This is a genomic window from Streptomyces sp. NTD91, from assembly GCF_059510455.1.
Genome location: NZ_JCAJZW010000005.1, coordinates 268,311 through 286,847 on the forward strand (window position 1 = coordinate 268,311; position 18,537 = coordinate 286,847).

15 protein-coding genes and 1 pseudogene are annotated in these 18,537 nt (G+C 70.6%); 8 read left to right on the forward strand and 8 right to left on the reverse strand.

What is annotated here, in order from left to right; translation table 11 throughout:
• The first annotated feature begins 45 nt into the window (after window positions 1–45).
• The 3 genes from AC5WRT_RS08785 (at window position 46) to icmA (ending at window position 2,858) form a co-directional block, all read left to right on the forward strand.
• Window positions 46–555, forward strand: a complete 510-nt coding sequence (locus AC5WRT_RS08785) for a MarR family winged helix-turn-helix transcriptional regulator (RefSeq protein ID WP_496093467.1) — start codon at window positions 46–48, stop codon at window positions 553–555.
• A 55-nt stretch (window positions 556–610) separates the two neighbouring features.
• Window positions 611–949: a DUF3817 domain-containing protein gene (locus tag AC5WRT_RS08790; protein ID WP_496093466.1), complete on the forward strand. Its 339-nt coding sequence runs from the start codon at window positions 611–613 to the stop codon at window positions 947–949.
• 208 nt (window positions 950–1,157) lie between these two features.
• Window positions 1,158–2,858, forward strand: a complete 1,701-nt coding sequence (gene icmA / locus AC5WRT_RS08795) for a coenzyme B12-dependent isobutyryl-CoA mutase large subunit (RefSeq protein ID WP_496093465.1) — start codon at window positions 1,158–1,160, stop codon at window positions 2,856–2,858.
• Window positions 2,859–3,400: 542 nt separating this feature from the next.
• Here the strand turns inward: icmA and AC5WRT_RS08800 are convergent.
• Window positions 3,401–4,018, reverse strand: coding sequence for a TetR/AcrR family transcriptional regulator (locus AC5WRT_RS08800; RefSeq protein ID WP_496093464.1), 618 nt, complete (start codon window positions 4,016–4,018; stop codon window positions 3,401–3,403).
• A gap of 232 nt (window positions 4,019–4,250) precedes the next feature.
• On the opposite strand from AC5WRT_RS08800, the gene AC5WRT_RS08805 reads away from it, so the two are divergent.
• The 4 genes from AC5WRT_RS08805 (at window position 4,251) to AC5WRT_RS08820 (ending at window position 8,490) form a co-directional block, all read left to right on the forward strand.
• Complete coding sequence (locus AC5WRT_RS08805) at window positions 4,251–5,216, forward strand: tetratricopeptide repeat protein (protein ID WP_496093463.1); 966 nt, start codon at window positions 4,251–4,253, stop codon at window positions 5,214–5,216.
• 625 nt (window positions 5,217–5,841) lie between these two features.
• The gene (locus tag AC5WRT_RS08810; protein WP_496093462.1) at window positions 5,842–6,480 is read left to right on the forward strand and encodes a DUF6230 family protein; all 639 of its coding nucleotides are present in this window, start codon (window positions 5,842–5,844) and stop codon (window positions 6,478–6,480) included.
• 116 nt (window positions 6,481–6,596) lie between these two features.
• Window positions 6,597–7,136 carry a DUF6114 domain-containing protein gene (locus AC5WRT_RS08815; protein ID WP_496093461.1) on the forward strand — a complete coding sequence of 180 codons (540 nt, stop codon included), beginning with the start codon at window positions 6,597–6,599 and terminating at the stop codon, window positions 7,134–7,136.
• The gene (locus AC5WRT_RS08820; RefSeq protein WP_496100096.1) at window positions 7,126–8,490 is read left to right on the forward strand and encodes a hypothetical protein; all 1,365 of its coding nucleotides are present in this window, start codon (window positions 7,126–7,128) and stop codon (window positions 8,488–8,490) included. The genes AC5WRT_RS08815 and AC5WRT_RS08820 overlap by 11 nt, the downstream gene beginning before the upstream one ends.
• A 98-nt stretch (window positions 8,491–8,588) precedes the next feature.
• Here AC5WRT_RS08820 and pyk read toward each other — a convergent pair whose 3' ends face one another.
• The 3 genes from pyk to pta all read right to left on the reverse strand — a co-directional run bounded on the left by pyk (window position 8,589) and on the right by pta (window position 13,411).
• Window positions 8,589–10,016, reverse strand: a complete 1,428-nt coding sequence (gene pyk, locus AC5WRT_RS08825) for a pyruvate kinase (RefSeq protein ID WP_496093459.1) — start codon at window positions 10,014–10,016, stop codon at window positions 8,589–8,591.
• Between the two features lie 87 nt (window positions 10,017–10,103).
• The gene (locus AC5WRT_RS08830) at window positions 10,104–11,312 is read right to left on the reverse strand and encodes an acetate kinase (protein WP_496093458.1); all 1,209 of its coding nucleotides are present in this window, start codon (window positions 11,310–11,312) and stop codon (window positions 10,104–10,106) included.
• Window positions 11,313–11,335: 23 nt separating this feature from the next.
• Window positions 11,336–13,411: a phosphate acetyltransferase gene (gene pta, locus AC5WRT_RS08835; RefSeq protein WP_496093457.1), complete on the reverse strand. Its 2,076-nt coding sequence runs from the start codon at window positions 13,409–13,411 to the stop codon at window positions 11,336–11,338.
• 209 nt (window positions 13,412–13,620) lie between these two features.
• Between pta and AC5WRT_RS08840 the strand changes: the two genes are divergently transcribed.
• A complete protein-coding gene (locus AC5WRT_RS08840; protein ID WP_496093456.1) occupies window positions 13,621–14,646 on the forward strand; it encodes an ATP-dependent 6-phosphofructokinase in 1,026 nt (341 codons plus the stop codon).
• On the opposite strand, the gene AC5WRT_RS08845 is transcribed toward AC5WRT_RS08840, so the two are convergent.
• The 4 genes and pseudogenes from AC5WRT_RS08845 to AC5WRT_RS08860 form a co-directional block, all read right to left on the reverse strand.
• On the reverse strand, window positions 14,643–15,332 hold the full coding sequence (locus AC5WRT_RS08845; RefSeq protein WP_496093455.1) for a helix-turn-helix domain-containing protein: 690 nt from the start codon (window positions 15,330–15,332) through the stop codon (window positions 14,643–14,645). The two genes, AC5WRT_RS08840 and AC5WRT_RS08845, sit on opposite strands and share 4 nt — an antisense overlap.
• Window positions 15,333–15,476: 144 nt before the next feature.
• Window positions 15,477–15,599: pseudogene (locus AC5WRT_RS08850) on the reverse strand (carbohydrate ABC transporter permease); the annotation flags it as partial.
• A 607-nt stretch (window positions 15,600–16,206) separates the two neighbouring features.
• The gene (locus tag AC5WRT_RS08855) at window positions 16,207–16,899 is read right to left on the reverse strand and encodes a response regulator (protein ID WP_496093454.1); all 693 of its coding nucleotides are present in this window, start codon (window positions 16,897–16,899) and stop codon (window positions 16,207–16,209) included.
• The gene (locus tag AC5WRT_RS08860) at window positions 16,896–18,524 is read right to left on the reverse strand and encodes a sensor histidine kinase (protein ID WP_496093453.1); all 1,629 of its coding nucleotides are present in this window, start codon (window positions 18,522–18,524) and stop codon (window positions 16,896–16,898) included. Before AC5WRT_RS08860 ends, AC5WRT_RS08855 begins: the two co-directional genes overlap by 4 nt.
• Window positions 18,525–18,537: the final 13 nt, after the last annotated feature.

An 18,537-nucleotide genomic window follows, 5' to 3' on the forward strand; every position in this document is an offset into this window, starting at 1 on the left:
AGACGGGGCTGCCCGGAATATGACCGGCCGGTAGGGTCTGATGACGTGCCGAAGCCACTCAGCCTCCCCTTCGACCCCATCGCCCGCGCCGACGAGCTCTGGAAGCAGCGCTGGGGAAACGTGCCGCCCATGGCCGCGATCACTTCGATCATGCGAGCCCAGCAGATCCTGCTCGCCGAGGTGGACGCGGTGGTCAAGCCGTACGGACTGACGTTCGCGCGCTACGAGGCGCTGGTGCTGCTGACCTTCTCCAAGGCCGGTGAGCTGCCCATGTCCAAGATCGGGGAGCGGCTCATGGTGCATCCCACCTCGGTGACGAACACCGTGGACCGGTTGGTGAGGTCGGGGCTGGTGGCCAAGCGCCCCAACCCCAACGACGGCCGCGGCACCCTCGCCGTCATCACCGACAAGGGCCGGGAGGTGGTCGACGCGGCCACCCGCGACCTGATGGCCATGGACTTCGGGCTCGGGGTGTACGACACCGAGGAGTGCGCGGAGATCTTCGCGATGCTCCGCCCGCTGCGGATCGCGGCGGGCGACTTCGAGGACGACTGAGCCCAGGAGCCACCCCGGGCAAGATCGCCCGGAGCGGGTGGTTACGCTCGACTCCATGAAGAAGAGCGTGCTGACCCGCTATCGCGTCATGGCCTACACCACCGGTGTCCTGCTGGTGCTGCTGTGCCTGAGCATGATCGCGAAGTACGGGCTGGACATCAGCGGTGCGGCCGACGTGACCCGGGTCGTCGCCATCGCCCACGGCTGGCTGTACGTCGTCTACCTCGTCGTCGCCTTCGACCTGGGCTCCAAGACGAAGATGCCGATCGGCAAGCAGCTGTGGGTGCTGCTCGCGGGGACGATTCCCACCGCCGCCTTCTTCGTCGAGCGCAGGATCAGCCGCGAGCTGGAGGCCAAGGTCGCCGACCGGGCCCCGGCCGTCGCCGAGGTCTAGAGATCCTTTCGTCGAACTCCCGTCGTCCGCCCGAAGGGCGGGGTGGGCGGCAGTTCGACCACAGGGCCCAGGACGGCAGGCGCTGGTCCGGCACCGCCGTACGGGCGCCGTGCGGCGGGGCCGGTGCCCGCCGATGTGGCCCTGCCCACGCTGCCGGATGGTGGTCTCGCATCGACATTTACTAGGACGTCCAAGTAAATTCGATGGTATGGACGCTCACGCCATCGAGGAGGGCCGCCGCCGCTGGCAGGCCCGCTACGACGCCGCACGCAAGCGCGACGCTGACTTCACCACGCTCTCCGGCGACCCGGTGGAGCCGGTGTACGGGCCCCGGCCAGGTGACACGTACGAGGGATTCGAGAGGATCGGCTGGCCGGGGGAGTATCCCTTCACGCGCGGGCTCCATCCGACCGGCTACCGCGGGCGCACCTGGACGATCCGGCAGTTCGCCGGGTTCGGCAACGCCGAGCAGACCAACGAGCGGTACAAGATGATCCTCGCCGCCGGCGGCGGGGGACTGTCCGTCGCCTTCGACATGCCGACGCTCATGGGGCGCGACTCCGACGATCCCCGCTCGCTCGGCGAGGTCGGCCACTGCGGCGTCGCCATCGACTCCGCCGCCGACATGGAGGTCCTGTTCAAGGACATCCCGCTGGGCGATGTGACGACGTCGATGACCATCAGCGGTCCGGCCGTGCCGGTCTTCTGCATGTACCTGGTCGCCGCCGAGCGGCAGGGCGTGGACCCGTCGGTGCTCAACGGCACGCTCCAGACGGACATCTTCAAGGAGTACATCGCGCAGAAGGAGTGGCTGTTCGAGCCCGAGCCCCATCTGCGCCTCATCGGCGACCTGATGGAGTACTGCGCGGCCGGCATCCCCGCGTACAAGCCGCTGTCCGTCTCCGGCTACCACATCCGTGAGGCCGGCGCGACGGCCGCCCAGGAGCTGGCGTACACGCTCGCGGACGGTTTCGGGTACGTCGAACTGGGGCTCAGCCGCGGCCTGGACGTGGACGTCTTCGCCCCGGGCCTGTCCTTCTTCTTCGACGCGCACGTCGACTTCTTCGAGGAGATCGCCAAGTTCCGTGCCGCGCGCCGCATCTGGGCCCGCTGGATGCGGGACGTGTACGGCGCGAGGAGCGACAAGGCGCAGTGGCTGCGGTTCCACACGCAGACGGCCGGTGTGTCGCTGACGGCCCAGCAGCCGTACAACAACGTCGTCCGCACGGCCGTGGAGGCGCTGGCGGCCGTCCTCGGCGGGACCAACTCGCTGCACACCAACGCCCTCGACGAGACCCTCGCGCTGCCCAGCGAGCAGGCCGCGGAGATCGCGCTGCGCACCCAGCAGGTGCTGATGGAGGAGACCGGGGTCGCGGGCGTGGCGGACCCGCTGGGCGGTTCGTGGTACGTCGAGCAGCTGACGGACCGGATCGAGGCCGACGCGGAGAGGATCTTCGAGCAGATCAGGGAGCGTGGCCTGCGGGCGCACCCCGACGGGCAGCACCCCATCGGGCCGATCACCTCCGGGATCCTGCGCGGGATCGAGGACGGCTGGTTCACCGGCGAGATCGCCGAGTCCGCCTTCCGCTACCAGCAGGCGCTGGAGAAGGGCGACAAGAAGGTCGTCGGCGTCAACGTCCACACCGGTTCCGTCACCGGGGACCTGGAGATCCTGCGGGTCAGCCACGAGGTGGAGCGCGAGCAGGTGCGGGTGCTGGCCGAGCGCAAGTCCGCCCGGGACGACGCGGCCGTGCGCGCCGCCCTGGACGGCATGCTGACGGCCGCCCGGAACGGCTCCAACATGATCGAGCCGATGCTGGACGCCGTACGGGCCGAGGCGACGCTGGGCGAGATCTGCGGGGTGCTGCGCGACGAGTGGGGCGTGTACACGGAGCCCGCGGGCTTCTAGGGCGTGTTTCGAAAGTGGCGTCGTCCGCCCGGAGGGCGGGGTCCGCGGCGTCTGGTGCGGTGCATCGCAAGGCGGAGGGCCGGTCGTCCTCGTACCGGGCGTACGGGGACGATCCCGACAACGCGGCGAGGTGCCGTGCCAGGCGTCGCGGACCAGACGGGACTTTCGACACACGCCCTGGTGCCCCGACAGGCGACGTTCGTCCCGTCGCGACGTGCGGCACGCTCCCCCACTGCCTGGGGGCGTGGGAGGTGCCCGCACTCGCCGTACCGGCCGAGAGCCCGAGTACGCCCCGTACGAGGGCTTCCGGCCGGCACGCGACAGCACGCACCGGACGCCGCTCCTCGACGGGCAGACGTTGCCTGCCGGGGCGCCAGTGCCCTCTCGCCGCACCGGCCCCAGACCCAGGTCCGTCCAGTACGAGGGCCTGGGGGCGGCACTCCCCGCAGCCTTCGGCCGGGGGATCCCCGGAGCACGCACCTGACGCCGGGCCGCCGCCCTTCGGGCGACGACGCCAATCGTCAGGCACGCCCGCAGCCGGCTCAGGCGGACGAGGCCAGCCCGTGCAGCAGGACCCGGGTGAAGTCGCGCACCCACTCCTCGTCCGCCGCCTTGCCGCTCACCAGGGTGCGGTGCACCACCGCGCCCGCCACCACGTCGAAGATCAGCTCCACCGTGCGGGCGGCCTCCTCCGGCTCGGGCACCGGGGGCAGTTCGCCGCGGCTCTCGGCGCGGGCGCGGCCCTGCAGGACCAGGCGCATCTGGCGTTCCACGATGGAGGCGCGGATGCGCTCGCGCAGCGCGTCGTCCCGGGTGGACTCGGCGACCACCGCCATCAGGCCACTCTTCGCCTCCGGACGGGCCAGGATCGCCGCGAACTGCAGCACCACGCCCTCGATGTCGGCGGCCAGGCTGCCGCGGTCGGGAAGCTCCAGCTCGTCGAAGAGCTCCGCCACCGCGTCGCACACCAGCTCGTGCTTGCCCGACCAGCGGCGGTACAGGGTCGTCTTCGCGACCCCGGCCCGGGTCGCCACGTCTCCCAGGGTGAGCTTGGACCAGCCGAGTTCCACCAGAGCCCGCCTGGTCGCGGCCAGGATCGCGGTGTCCGCCGCGGCGCTGCGCGGGCGCCCGGTACGGCTGGCGGGGGTGCGGCTCTGCATCCCTCGACCATAACCGGCGGGATCTGTGCGGTCGTGAGGGAGATCACCGGGTAGTGGTGTCGTGCGGCCTCCCGATGGCATTACGCTACGACTCGTAGCGAAAGCGTGGGGCGGCTTGTGACGGACGTACACGAGGCGCGCGCACGCGATGACCATGAGGGCGCGGGTGGGGACCCGGCGCCCGCGTACGGTGCTTTTTCATTTCGACGCGGCAACGGGGGAGGATAGACGCATGCAGCCACGGAACATGTCCATGAGCGGCGTCGTCGACCTCGCCGCGGTGAAGGCGGCCCAGGACGCCAAGGCCAAGGCCGAGCAGGCGCGCGCCGAGGCCGCCCGGCAGGGCGGCACGGGCGCCGTCGCCCCGGCCGATCTCGTCATCGACGTCGATGAGGCGGGCTTCGAGCGCGATGTCCTGCAGCGGTCCGCCGAAGTCCCCGTCGTCATCGACTTCTGGGCCGAGTGGTGTCAGCCCTGCAAGCAGCTGAGCCCGGTCCTGGAGCGGCTGGCCGTCGAGTACGACGGGCGCTTCCTCCTCGCCAAGATCGACGTCGACGCCAACCAGATGCTGATGCAGCAGTTCGGGATCCAGGGCATCCCGGCCGTCTTCGCCGTCGTGGCCGGACAGGCGCTGCCGCTCTTCCAGGGTGCGGCCGCCGAGCAGCAGATCCGGCAGACCCTGGACCAGCTGGTGCAGGTGGCCGAGCAGCGGTTCGGCATCACGGGTCTGACGGTCGACGCGGAAGCCCGGCCCGGCGACGCCGCCGTCGAGCAGGCGGGGCCGTACGACGCGGCGCTGAACGCCGCCGCCGAGGCGCTGGACGCCGGAGACCTGGGCGGCGCCATCCAGGCGTACAAGAACGTGCTGGCCGACGACCCGGGCCACCCGGAGGCGAAACTGGGCCTCGCACAGGCGGAGTTGCTCCAGCGCGTGCAGGGCTTCGACCCCCAGAGGGTCCGTCAGGAGGCGGCGCAGCAGCCGAACGACGTCGACGCGCAGATCGCCGCCGCCGACCTGGACCTGGTGGGTGGTCATGTCGAGGACGCGTTCGGACGGTTGATCGAGACCGTGCGGCGTACGGTGGGTGACGACCGGGACACCGTGCGGCGCCGGCTGCTGGAGCTGTTCGAGGTCGTGGGACCCGAGGATCCCCGTGTGGTGGGCGCGCGAAGGGCGCTCGCGCGCGCCCTGTTCTGACCAGTCCCTAAACGCCACGGCTTGTGATGCCGGGGTGAAAGGTTTGCCGACGAGTCGTCACGGTGGTCGCCCTTTGCCAAATCTTGGTAATCGGGCGAGCTGTTACTCGGAGTAAGTCGAGGCCGTTGGTCTGTCTGGATTCGTCCAGGGATCAACGGCTTTGCTCTGCCCAGGATTACCACCCAGCGTGGCACTCCGAGATCGGTCGGTCGTCCTCCGGTTATCCGGCCGTTACTAGCCAGTAACGAACCCCCTTGTGCCCGGCGCGAGAATGCACCACGATCGGCGACGCTCGGTCCATTCCCACACCCCGGCAGCCGGTCGGGTCACGGGAGACTCTGGGTCCCCACCGAGCAGAGCCGGCGGCAGTGGCGCCGGCTCTAGGGCAGGGGGGTCTTCGCCCACCCGGCGAAGCCTGTCCAAGCAAGGTTGTGCGTGATGCGTGTCAGGCGCGACCAGTGGTTGTCGCTCGGGGGTGATCGCCGGTGATTCGGGCGCGGTTCGCGCCACCGAGCGCGGGCGCTCTCCTTCCCGAGGACGTAGCACTTCTCCCATCCCTGCCTGGTCGAGCCGCCGTCTGGCGGCGAGCCCGGGCCAGGAGATGTACGTCCGAGAAGGAGGAAATATGGAGTCCCAGGTGCGTGGCGGGACCAGATGGAAGCGGTTCGCTGTGGTCATGGTGCCCAGCGTTGCCGCCACGGCGTGCATAGGTGTCGCCCTCGCGCAGGGTGCTCTCGCCGCCTCGTTCAGCGTGTCCGGTCAGTCGTTCAAGGTGTCCGCCGACCAGCTCGTGGGCACCGGCTTCGAGCAGTACGGCGCCATCGACAGCGGTTACACGCTGGACGGTCAGAAGACGGCCCACCCGGTGGCCGTCTCGGCGTTCAAGCACGCCGAGATCACCAACCTGTGCCAGTCCGTGGTCACCCCGGACGTGCCGATCTTCGGCAGCGTCAGCCTGATCCTGCGGGCCGGCGGTGCGGGTCACGACAAGGTCGAGGCAGACAACATCTACATCGATGTTGCCGACCTGAACGCCGACGCCACCTTCAACAACATCGACATCGGTGTTGCCGCCAAGGACGCCGGCAAGGGTCCGGGCATGAAGGGCGGCGGCGAGCAGGCCAACCCGTACGGATTCGCCCAGCAGGCCGACTCGGCCACGCTGAGCGGCGTCAAGCAGACGGCGTGGGCGACCACAGCGGGTACCTTCAAGCTCAGTGGTCTGCACATGTCGCTGTCGACGGGTACGCACGAGTGCTACTGAGCACACAGTGATGGGCGGGGGAGCCGGTGGCGCCCCCGCCCGTCCACTCTCCGGCCGTGTTTCACACGCGCCACACATCACCACCACAGCAACGCCGCACCAGGGAGCTGTTTTCCATGAGCGCCGAGACCTCTGCCGCCGCACCCGGCCAGTTCACCCGCCGGAGGCTGCAGTTCCGCGCCTGGCGGGGCACGCGTCCGTTCTGGGCCGGACTGTTCGTCGTGCTCGGCGGCTTTCCGATCATGTATTTCCCGTACGCCCACCTCCAGCTCGGCCATCTCACGCTGGCGATGGCGACCACCGCGGGAGCCGGGTCCCTGATCATCGGCGTGCTGCTGATCGTCCTGGGCATCAGCCTCTGGTTCCAGAAGCACGTACGGGTCTTCGCCGGAGTGGCCGCGATCCTGCTCGCGCTGGTGTCCATCCCCGTGTCCAACTTCGGTGGCTTCGTCATGGGCTTCCTTCTCGCCCTCATCGGCGGGGCGATGGCCGTGGCGTGGGCTCCGGGCGCGCCCGCGCAGCAGCCGGCTGCCGAGGACGCTGCCCCGCAGGCCGCTCCGGTGTCCGACAAGGGCGTGGACGGCGGGCACGAGGCGAACGACCTGTCAGGAACGAGCCCGGCCAACGGGGCGAACGGGAGGCACAGTGCCGGCTGACGAGGTGACCCGCGGGACCGATGTGGACGGGTCCCGCGCGAGATCCGCCCCCCGCCACGCGGCACCCAGAAAGCCGCTGTTCACCAGGTTCCACATGCCGGCCGGCAAGGCGATCGCCTCCGTGGCGATGCCGACGGCGGTGCTGATGGGCATGGGCTTCACGTCCTCGCTGGCCCTGGCGGCCGGGGGCGGCAGCAGCCCCTCCCCGTCGACGACGGCCAAGAGCCTGACGGCGGACGAGTACAAGAACTGCGTCACGGCGCTGGACAGCTCCAAGGACGCCTCCTCCTCGCCCTCGCCGTCCGCCTCGAAGAGCGGTGACACGGCTACGCCGTCGCCCTCGGCGAGCACCGACGCCAAGGACTCCAAGGGCACGTCGTCCGGTGGCACCAGCACGGCCTCTTCGTCGGATTCAGGTTCCGGCGACAAGGCCACACCCACGCCGACCGCGACCTCCGGCTCGTCCGGCTCGGGCTCGGGTTCGTCCGGCTCGTCGTCGGCTTCCGGCGACGGCTCGGCCACGCCCACGCCGACCGCGTCCAAGAGCAGCGGCGGTCTGCTGGGCACCCTCGGCGACACGCTCGGCGGCATCCTCGGCGGCGGCAGCGGCTCCGGCAGCTCGTCCGCGAGCCCGGCGCCGTCGGCGACCCCCTCGGCGAGCGCGTCGACGGACTCCTCGTCCTCCCCTTCGGCGTCGGACTCGTCGTCCGGTTCCAAGCTCTCCGACACCGTCTCCAAGACCACCAAGACGGTCGGCGACACGCTGAAGAAGACCACCGATACGGTCTCCAGGACGGCCACGGACGCCACCAAGGCGGTCAAGGAAGCAGCCGCGTCGGCCACGCCGAGCCCCTCGGCGAGCTCGAGCACCTCGGCGGAGAACTGCCCGGCGGCCACGACCGACGAGGGCGGCGTCGACAACAAGGTGCCGGTGGCGGACGACCCCTGGTACCTGAGCGCCAGCTCGCTGCTGCTCAAGGGCGCCGACTATCAGGGCATCGTCGAGGTGAAGACGGCCTCGGGCACCACCAAGAAGGTGCTGAAGTACGTCATCTCCGACGGTACCGACATCGGCGACCTGCACCAGACGGTGGACGACAAGCTCTCGGGCAAGACCTACCACGTGCAGGCGGCCAAGGGCTCGACGTCCACCATCAGGGGCGGTTCCACGGTGATGTACACCGAGAAGATCTCGGGCAACCTGTTCGGCCTGATCCCGATGACCTTCAGCCCCGACAGCCCGCCCCCGCTGAACCTCCCGCTGATCTACTTCACCAACGTCCACGTGGTGCAGGCGGCACAGTTCGGCGGCAACCTGCACGTGCCCGGCATGCATATGTACACGACCGACTGACCGGTCTCAAGAAGCCCGTTCGGGAGCCGCACACGCCTGAGGGCGCCCCCTGGTCCAGGGGGCGCCCTCAGCGCCGTACAACGCCCTTGTGGAGCTTGTCAGTTGGTCTGCGTGCCCAGGTGGTGGACGCGCAGCATGTTGGTGGTGCCGGGAACGCCGGGGGGCGAGCCGGCGGTGATGATGACCGTGTCGCCCGCGTCGAAGCGGTCCAGCTTGTCGATCTCCTGGTCGACCAGGTCGACCATCTCGTCCGTGGTGTTCACGAACGGCACGACGTGCGGCTCCACACCCCAGCTCAGGGTGAGCTGGTTGCGGGTGTTCTCGTCCGTGGTGAAGGCGATGATCGGCTGGACCGCTCGGTAGCGCGAGAGGCGGCGCGCGGTGTCACCGGACTGGGTGAAGGCGATCAGGCCCCGGCCGCCGAGGAAGTCGGCGATCTCGCAGGCCGCGCGGGCCACCGAACCGCCCTGGGTGCGCGGCTTCTTGCCCGGCACCAGCGGCTGCAGGCCCTTGGAGAGCAGCTCCTGCTCCGCGGCGGTGACGATCTTCGACATGGTCTTGACCGTCTCGACCGGGTAGGCGCCCACCGACGACTCGGCGCTCAGCATGACCGCGTCGGCGCCGTCCAGGATCGCGTTGGCGACGTCGGAGGCCTCGGCGCGGGTCGGGCGGGAGTTGGTGATCATGGACTCCATCATCTGGGTCGCCACGATCACCGGCTTGGCGTTGCGCCGGCACAGCTCGATCAGGCGCTTCTGCACCATGGGGACCTTCTCGAGCGGGTACTCGACGGCGAGGTCGCCGCGAGCGACCATCACGCCGTCGAACGCCATCACGACGTCCTCCATGTTCTCCACCGCCTGCGGCTTCTCCACCTTGGCGATGACCGGGACCCGGCGGCCCTCCTCGTCCATGACGCGGTGCACGTCGTGGACGTCCTTGGCGTCCCGGACGAAGGACAGCGCGACCAGGTCGCAACCCATGCGGAGGGCGAAGCGCAGGTCCTCGACGTCCTTCTCGCTCAGCGCGGGCACGTTGACGGCCGCGCCGGGCAGGTTGATGCCCTTGTGGTCGGAGACGACACCGCCCTCGATGACGATCGTCTTCACCCGGGCGCCCTCGACGTCCAGCACCTTCAGCTCGACGTTGCCGTCGTTGATCAGGATCTGGTCGCCGCGCGCGACGTCGCCCGGCAGCCCCTTGTACGTCGTACCGCAGATGTGCTTGTCGCCGGGGACGTCCTCGATGGTGATGACGAACTCGTCACCGCGCTCGAGTTCGACCGGACCCTCGGCGAAGGTCTCCAGGCGGATCTTCGGACCCTGCAGGTCGGCGAGGACGCCGATGGGCCGGCCGGTCTCCTTGGAGGCGGCCCGGACGCGGTCGTACCGCGCCTGGTGCTCGGCGTGGGAGCCGTGGCTGAAATTGAACCGGGCCACGTTCATGCCCGCCTCGATCATGGCGACGAGCATCTCGTGGGAGTCGACCGCGGGGCCGAGAGTACAGACGATTTTCGAACGGCGCATGGGGCGATCCTATCGGTTTGTTTCGCTACGGAATATTCCGTCTGGCGGAAGATACAAATGAGTGGCACACCGCTCAGGTGCTGCTATTCAGTTGTTCTTTCCGACCAGTGCGTAGGTCTGCGTCGCGATCTCCAGTTCTTCGTCCGTCGGCACCACGGCGACCGCGACACGCGCATCGTCGGGAGAGATCAGCCTGGCCCCGTCCGCTCGCAGCGCGTTCCGGTCCGGGTCGACCGCGAGACCGAGTCCCGCAAGGCCCGCGATCGCCGCCTCCCGTACGGGCGCCGCGTTCTCGCCGACCCCGGCCGTGAACGCGACCGCGTCCACCGTGCCGAGCACGGCGTAATAGGCGCCGATGTACTTCTTGATCCGGTGAATGTAAATGTCGAACGCGAGAGCGGCCCCTTCGTCGCCCTCGTCGATCCGGCGGCGGATCTCCCGCATGTCGTTGTCCCCGCACAGACCGAACAGACCGCTCCTCTTGTTGAGGAGAGTGTCGATCTCGTCCATGGACATATCCCCAACGCGGGCCAAATGGAAGATGACGGCCGGATCCACATCACCGGAGCGCGTACCCATCACCAGTCCCTCCAAAGGCGTGAGCCCCATGGAGGTGTCCACGCACCGGCCCCGCTCCACCGCCGACGCCGAGGCGCCGTTGCCCAGGTGCAGCACGATCACGTTGACCTCGGAGGGGTCCTTGCCCAGCAGCCGTGCCGTCTCCCGGGAGACGTAGGCGTGCGAGGTTCCGTGGAAGCCGTAGCGGCGGATGCGGTACCGGTCGGCGATCTTCGGGTCGATCGCGTAGCGCGCCGCCGACTCCGGCATCGTCGTGTGGAACGCGGTGTCGAACACGGCGACCTGGGGCAGGTCGGGGCGCAGCCCCCGGGCGGTGCGGATGCCGATCAGGTTGGCCGGGTTGTGCAGCGGGGCGACCGGGATCAGCCGCTCGATCTCGGTGAGCACCGCGTCGTCGATGACGGTCGGCTCCGTGAAGAACATGCCGCCGTGCACCACCCGGTGCCCGATCGCGGCCAGTTCCGGCGAGTCGAGGCCGAGGCCGTCCCGGCTCAGCTCCTCGGCGACGGCCTTCAGCGCGGCGTCGTGATCGGCGATCGGCCCGGTCTGCTCACGGGTGTCGCCGCCGACGAGGCAGGTGTGCCGCAGCCGGGAGGTCTGCTCGCCGATGCGCTCGACCAGGCCGACGGCGAGCCGGCTTTTGTCGCGCATGTCGAGGAGCTGGTACTTCACCGACGAGGAGCCGGAGTTCAGGACGAGGACACGGGTCGCGGTCACGGTGATTCGGAAGCTCTCTGTACTCAGTTGGCGGGCGTCTGGGCCTGGATCGCCGTGATGGCGACGGTGTTCACGATGTCCTGGACGAGCGCGCCCCGGGACAGGTCGTTGACCGGCTTGCGCAGACCCTGCAGGACCGGTCCGACGGCGATCGCGCCGGCCGAGCGCTGCACGGCCTTGTAGGTGTTGTTGCCGGTGTTGAGGTCGGGGAAGATCAGCACGCTGGCCTGCCCGGCGACCTCCGATCCGGGCAGCTTGGTGGCGGCCACGGACGGCTCCACGGCCGCGTCGTACTGGATCGGCCCCTCGATCTTCAGGTCCGGGCGGCGCGAGCGGGCCAGCTCGGTGGCCTCGCGCACCTTGTCGACGTCGGCGCCCGAGCCGGACGTGCCCGTGGAGTACGACAGCATCGCGATCCTCGGTTCCACGCCGAACTGCGCCGCCGTACCGGCGGACTGGACGGCGATGTCCGCGAGAGCCTGCGCGTCCGGGTCCGGGTTGACCGCGCAGTCGCCGTAGACCAGCACCTTGTCGGCCAGGCACATGAAGAAGACGGAGGAGACGATCGAGGACTCGGGCTTCGTCTTGATGATCTCGAAGGCCGGGCGGATGGTGGCCGCCGTGGAGTGCACCGAGCCGGAGACCATGCCGTCGGCCAGGCCCTCCTGGACCATCAGGGTGCCGAAGTAGTTGACGTCGGAGACGACGTCGTAGGCCAGCTCGACGGTGACGCCTCTGTGGGCGCGCAGGGTCGCGTACTTCTCGGCGAAGGAGTCGCGCAGTTCGCTGGTGGCCGGGTCGATCAGCTGGGTGTCGCCGAGATCGATGCCGAGGTCGGCGGCCTTCTTGCGGATCTGGTCCTCCGGACCCAGCAGGGTCAGGTCGCACACACCCCGGCGCAGCAGCACCTCGGCCGCGTGCAGCACCCGTTCCTCGGTGCCCTCGGGCAGGACGACCCGGCGCTTGTCGGCGCGGGCCTGCTCCAGCAGCTTGTGCTCGAACATCATCGGGGTGACCCGGTCGGTGCTGGGGGCGCTCACGCGTGCGGCCAGCTCGGCGGTGTCGGCGTAGCGCTCGAACAGGCCGAGCGCGGTCTCCGCCTTGCGCGGGGTGGCCGCGTTCAGCTTGCCCTCCAGCGAGAACAGCCGCTCGGCGGTGGGGAAGGAGTTGCCGGCCACCGAGAGGACCGGGGTGCCCGGGGCGAGCCGGGCGGCCAGGGTGAGGATCTCCTCGCTCGGTACCTCGTTCAGGGTGAGCAGCACGCCGGCTATCGGCGGGGTGCCGGCGCTGTGCGCGGCCAGCGAGCCGACGACCAGGTCGGCGCGGTCGCCCGGGGTCACCACCAGGCAGCCGGGCGTCAGGGCGGCGAGCAGGTTCGGCAGCATCGCGCCGCCGAAGACGAAGTCGAGGGTGTCCCGGGCGAGCCCGGAGTCGTCGCCGAGCAGCACCTTGGCGTCGAGGGCCTGGACGATCTGGGAGACGGTCGGGGCGGACAGCGCGGGCTCGTCGGGGACGACGTAACAGGGCACCGGCAGCCGGTTCGCGAGCCGCCCGGCGATCTCGTCGCGGGCCTCGCGGGCCACCCGGTTGGTGACCATCGCCAGCACGTCACAGCCCAGGCCGTCGTACGCCCGGTAGGCGTTGCGGGTCTCGGCGAGCACCGCCTCGGCCGTCTGCCCGCGGCCGCCGACCACCGGGATCACGGACGCGCCGAACTCGTTGGCGAGGCGCGCGTTCAGGGACAGCTCGTCCGGCAGTTGGGTGTCGGCGAAGTCGGTGCCGAGGACGAGGACGACGTCGTAGTCACGCGCCACCAGGTGGAAGCGGTCGACCAGCGCGGAGACCAGTTCGTCGGTGCCCCGCTCGGCCTGGAACGCGGACGCCTCGGGGTAGTCCATGCCGTAGACGGTGGCCGGGTCCTGCGAGAGGCGGTACCGGGCCCGCAGCAGCTCGAAGAGCCGGTCGGGGCCGTCGTGCACGAGCGGACGGAACACGCCCACCCGGTCGACCTGGCGGGTCAGGAGCTCCATCACCCCCAGCTCCACGACCTGGCGGCCGTCACCGCGGTCGATCCCGGTCACGTACACGCTGCGCGTCACGCGTCGACTCCGTTCCTCATCTCACAGGCCTGGTCGGTTCCGAAGGCCGCGTCTCCGGCACAAAAATCGCCCACCAAGGTGAGCAGAACCCTCTTGACAATACCCCCGCCGCCGGATAAGGCGCCCGTCAAGTGACTCACCGCACCGGAGGACGTGAAACAATCGACACCGGCTCACCGGTAACGACAGCGAGCAGGAGACACAGCACGATGCGCATCGGAGTTCTCACCGCAGGCGGCGACTGCCCCGGCCTGAACGCCGTGATCCGGTCGGTCGTGCACCGGGCGGTTGCGCACTACGGGGACGAGGTCATCGGCTTCGAGGACGGCTACCGAGGGCTGCTGGACCGGCACTACCGCACGCTCGACCTGGACGCGGTCGGCGGCATCCTGGCGCTCGGCGGTACCATCCTCGGCTCCTCCCGCCTGGAGCGCGACCGGCTGCGCGAGGCCTGCGAGGGCGCCGCCGACATGGTCGAGGAGTTCGGCATCGACGCGCTGATCCCGATCGGCGGCGAGGGCACGCTGACCGCGGCCCGCATGCTCTCCGACGCGGGCCTGCCGGTCGTCGGTGTGCCCAAGACCATCGACAACGACATCTCGTCCACCGACCGCACCTTCGGCTTCGACACCGCCGTCGGGGTGGCCACCGAGGCCATGGACCGGCTGAAGACCACCGCCGAGTCCCACCAGCGGGTGATGGTCGTCGAGGTCATGGGCCGGCACGCCGGCTGGATCGCCCTGGAGTCCGGCATGGCCGCCGGCGCCCACGGCATCTGCCTGCCCGAGCGCCGCTTCGACCCCGCCGACCTGGTCAAGATGGTCGAGGAGCGCTTCGCCCGCGGCAAGAAGTTCGCCGTCATCTGCGTCGCCGAGGGCGCCCACCCCGCCGCGGGCACCATGGACTACGGCAAGGGCGAGATCGACCAGTACGGCCACGAGCGCTTCCAGGGCATCGGCACCGCCCTTGCGTACGAGCTGGAGCGGCGCCTGGGCAAGGAGGCCAAGCCGGTCATCCTCGGCCATGTCCAGCGCGGCGGCGTCCCCACCGCCTACGACCGCGTCCTTGCCACCCGGTTCGGCTGGCACGCCGTCGAGGCCGCCCACCGCGGTGAGTTCGGTCGCATGACCGCGCTGCGCGGCACCGACATCGTCATGGTGCCGCTCGCGGAGGCGGTCACCGAGCTGAAGACGGTCCCGAAGGACCGCATGGACGAGGCCGAGTCGGTCTTCTAGGCCGTCCTGTCCCGCACCGCCGACCAGAAGTTCTCCACGATCCGGTCGAGGAACTCCTTGCCGGACTCGCTCGCGCGCCTGCTGCCGCCACCCCAGCTGAGGGTGGCGGCCATGTGCCCCTGGTAGTCGTCGTGGAGCTGCTCCAGCACTCCTTCGAGGACGCCTCCCTCCAGGGGTGCCAGCCTGCGCGCCGGCCGCACGTAGGCCTGCCAGCGGGTGGTCACCGCGCTGCGCAGCAGATCCGCGAGTTCCTCCTCGTGGCCGGTGACGGCGACGAGGTCGGGCAGCGCGAGATCCAGCACCCGGGCGAGCGCGGCCGACTGGCGCTCGCTGCCCCGCCACTGCCCGCTCTCCTCCATGCGCAGGTAACTGGGCAGGTCCATGTCCACGGCACGGGCGACGTCCTCCGCCGCGACGGCCCGCGTGACGCGGTGCTCGCGCAGGGTCCGCGGCCGGCCGAGGAGTTCACCCGGGGAACACCACAACATTCCTGCCAGCGCGGTCAGTTCCTGGTTGCCGGGGGCGACGGTTTCGCGTTCCCAGGCGATCACCAGATCGGCAGTCACATGGGGCAGCCCGTACCACACCCGCAGGCCGTGGGCGACGTGCTCGGGTCCCATGCCGAGTGCGGCGCGCAGCCTGCGGGCCGCCGGGGCGTTGAACGGGGGAGCTGAGGGTTGGCGCACCCCGCACAAGCTACGGACGCGGTGACGGGACGGCTACGGTCGGTTCGGACAGGATCACGGATTGTCGGAACGCACAGTTCCGGCCGTTCGGTGTGCAACGGGCGGATCGCCCCTTGCGGTGCACCCCTCGACCGCATCTCCCGCTCACCCCTTGGGCGCCCCGCCGAGTGCGAAGCCGCCGCCCAGCCGCCGTGCCACCAGTGCGTACAGCAGGATCACCGGAGTCGAGCAGATGGCGGAGAACGCGGCGAGCCGGCCGCACGCCACCGAGGACGTACGGCCGCCGCGCGCGGACCCGTGTCCGCGTCCGGGCCCGGGAGTCCGCTCAGTTCCAGACCCCGTCGACCTCGACACCGTTGCGGTCGTGGACCCTCACCTGGGCCTGGCGTCCAGGGCCGTCGTAGGGCCACGCCAGGCAACCTTTGCCCGTCGAGGAGCGGCGTCCGGTGCGTGCTCTCGGCGTGCCGGGTGCAAGCCCCCGTACTGGCTGTACTTGGGTTTGTGCCCGGTGCGGCGAGTGGGGGCACCTCCCACGCCCTTGAGGCAGTGGGGGAGCGTGCCGGGCGTCGCGACGGGGCGAACGCCGCCTGTTGCGGCAGTAGTACCAGGCGCCGGCGTCCGAGCCGGTCGTGGTGATCTCGCGGCCTTCGATGCCGGTCGTCTGCCCGTCGTTCCGGCGGACGATCGTGGCGTGGCACCCGTTGGAGTGGTCCGCGGTGTACCAGCGCATGAAGTCGTGCGCGGGTGAGCCCTGCGACTCCACCTGCTCGTACACGTGACAGGTGACGTCCTGGTCGACGACATGGCCGACGGCGGCGGCCCTCCGGAGAACTCGGCGGCGTGTCACCGCACGGCGCGGCGGGCCCTCCCGGTCTCACCGCCCCTGCGACACCCACCGGTACACCAGTTCCGGCCGGCCCACCTGTCCGTACAGCGGGCTGCGGGCGGCCCGGCCCGCGTCGACCAGGTGCTCCAGATAGCGGCGCGCGGTGATCCGGGAGATGCCCACGGCCTCCGCGACACCGGCCGCGGTGAGGCCGTCGGCGGCGTCCCGCAGGGCGCCCGTCACCCGCTCCAGCGTCGGCCCGCTCAGGCCCTTGGGAAGAGCGGCGGGGGAGGGGGCGCGGAGCGTGGCCAGGGCGCGGTCGACCTCGTCCTGGCCGCTCGCCTCGCCCGCCGCCGCGTGGAACTCGGCGTAGCGCACGAGCCGGTCCCGCAGCGTGGCGAAGGTGAACGGCTTCAGCACGTACTGGACGACGCCCAGGGACACCCCCTCCCGGACCATCGTCAGGTCTCGCGCCGACGTCACCGCTATCACGTCCGCGTGATGTCCGGCTGCGCGCAGCGAGCGGGCGAACTGCAGGCCGTGCACGTCCGGGAGGTGCAGGTCCAGCAGCAGCAGGTCCACGGCCGTACGGTCCAGGAGGCGGCGCGCCTCGGCCCCCGTGTGCGCCGTGCCGACCGCGACGAATCCCGGCACCCGGCCGACGTACATGACATGGGCGTCGGCGGCCACCGGATCGTCCTCGACCACCAGGACGCGAATGGGCTGTCGCTCGTCCGTCATCTGCGGCCGCCCGCGGGCGTACGCAGGGGCAACCGCACCTCGAACACCGCTCCGCCCTCGCCGTCCTCGTCGGATTCCGCCACTGTCAACGCGCCCTCGTGGCGGGTCACCGCCTGCCGGACCAGGGCCAGCCCGAGCCCCCGCCCGCCGGGCCCGGCCGGCTTCGTGGAGTACCCCCGCTGGAATACCAGGCCGGCATGGGCCGGGTCGAGGCCGGGGCCCGTGTCGGACACCCGCAGCACGACCTCGCCGTCCGAGGCGTACGCCGTCACCGTCACCCGGGCCCGGTCGCTGCCCTGTGCCGCGTCCACCGCGTTGTCGATCAGGTTGCCGAGGATGGTGACGAGGTCCCGCGCGGACAGGTCGGCGGGGAGCAGGCCGTCGTCGAGGCGGCTGTCCGGGGACACCACCAGTTCCACGCCCCGCTCGTTGGCCTGGGCCGTCTTGCCCAGCAGCAGGGCCGCGAGCACCGGTTCGCCGACCGCCGCGACCACCTGGTCGGTGAGCGCCTGGGCCAGCTCCAGTTCCGCCGTGGCGAATTCCACCGCCTCCTCGGCCCGGCCGAGCTCGATCAGCGAGACCACCGTGTGCAGCCGGTTCGCGGCCTCGTGCGCCTGTGAGCGCAGGGCCTGGGTGAAGCCCCGCTCCGAGTCCAACTCGCCCATCAGGGACTGGAGTTCGGTGACATCGCGCAGTGTGACCACCGTGCCGCGGCGCTCACCGCCCGACACCGGGGACGTGTTCACCACCAGCACCCGGGACGCCGTCAGGTGCACCTCGTCCACCCGGGGTTCGCGGGACAGCAGCGCGCCGGTCAGCGGGCCCGGCAGGCCCAGGCCGGCGACCGAGCGGCCGACCACCTCCTCCTCGCTGCCGACGCCCAGCAGGTCCCGACCGCCGTCGTTGATGAGGGCCACCCGGAACTGCCCGTCCAGCATCAGCAGGCCCTCGCGGACCGCGTGCAGCGCCGCCTGGTGGTAGTCGTGCATCCGGCTCAGCTCGGTGGCGTTCATGCCGTGGGTGTGGCGGCGCAGGCGCGCGTTGATCACGTACGTGCCGACCGCTCCGAGCAGCAGGGTGCCGCCGGCCACCCCGAGCAGTGCCGTCACCTGGTCCTGGACCCGCTCGCTGATCGTCTCCACCTTGATGCCGGCGCTGACCAGCCCGACGATCCGGCCGCCGTCCTCCACCGGGGTCACTGCGCGGACGGACGGGCCGAGCGTGCCGGTGTAGGTCTCCGTGAAGGTGCGGCCGTGCCGGGCGGGGGCGATCGTGCCGAGGAAGCGCCTGCCGATCTGCTTCGGGTCCGGGTGGGTCCAGCGGATGCCGGACGGGGTCATGATCGTGACGAAGTCGACCTTCGCGTCCCGCATGACCTGCAGGGCGTACGGCTGCAGTCGGGAGGACGGGTCGGGGGTGCGGACGGCCGCGCGGACCGAGGGGGAGTCGGCGATCGAACGGGCCACCGCCGTGGCCTGGGAGGCGGCCGCGTCCTCGGCCTGCCGCCGGTCGCTCACATAGGTGAACAGCGCGTATCCGGCCACGACCAGCGCGATCAGCACGGCCTGCATGGCGAACAGCTGGGCGGCCAGGCTGCGCGGGCGGGGCAGGGACGGAAAGCGCATGCCTGCAGTGTGC

Coding starts and splice junctions, on each gene's coding strand:
- AC5WRT_RS08790 (WP_496093466.1), top strand. CDS start 611: ATGAAGAAGAGCGTGCTGACCCGCTATCGCGTCATGGCCTACACCACC.
- icmA (WP_496093465.1), top strand. CDS start 1,158: ATGGACGCTCACGCCATCGAGGAGGGCCGCCGCCGCTGGCAGGCCCGC.
- AC5WRT_RS08800 (WP_496093464.1), bottom strand. CDS start 4,018: ATGCAGAGCCGCACCCCCGCCAGCCGTACCGGGCGCCCGCGCAGCGCC.
- AC5WRT_RS08805 (WP_496093463.1), top strand. CDS start 4,251: ATGCAGCCACGGAACATGTCCATGAGCGGCGTCGTCGACCTCGCCGCG.
- AC5WRT_RS08810 (WP_496093462.1), top strand. CDS start 5,842: ATGGAGTCCCAGGTGCGTGGCGGGACCAGATGGAAGCGGTTCGCTGTG.
- AC5WRT_RS08815 (WP_496093461.1), top strand. CDS start 6,597: ATGAGCGCCGAGACCTCTGCCGCCGCACCCGGCCAGTTCACCCGCCGG.
- pyk (WP_496093459.1), bottom strand. CDS start 10,016: ATGCGCCGTTCGAAAATCGTCTGTACTCTCGGCCCCGCGGTCGACTCC.
- AC5WRT_RS08840 (WP_496093456.1), top strand. CDS start 13,621: ATGCGCATCGGAGTTCTCACCGCAGGCGGCGACTGCCCCGGCCTGAAC.
- AC5WRT_RS08855 (WP_496093454.1), bottom strand. CDS start 16,899: ATGACGGACGAGCGACAGCCCATTCGCGTCCTGGTGGTCGAGGACGAT.
- AC5WRT_RS08860 (WP_496093453.1), bottom strand. CDS start 18,524: ATGCGCTTTCCGTCCCTGCCCCGCCCGCGCAGCCTGGCCGCCCAGCTG.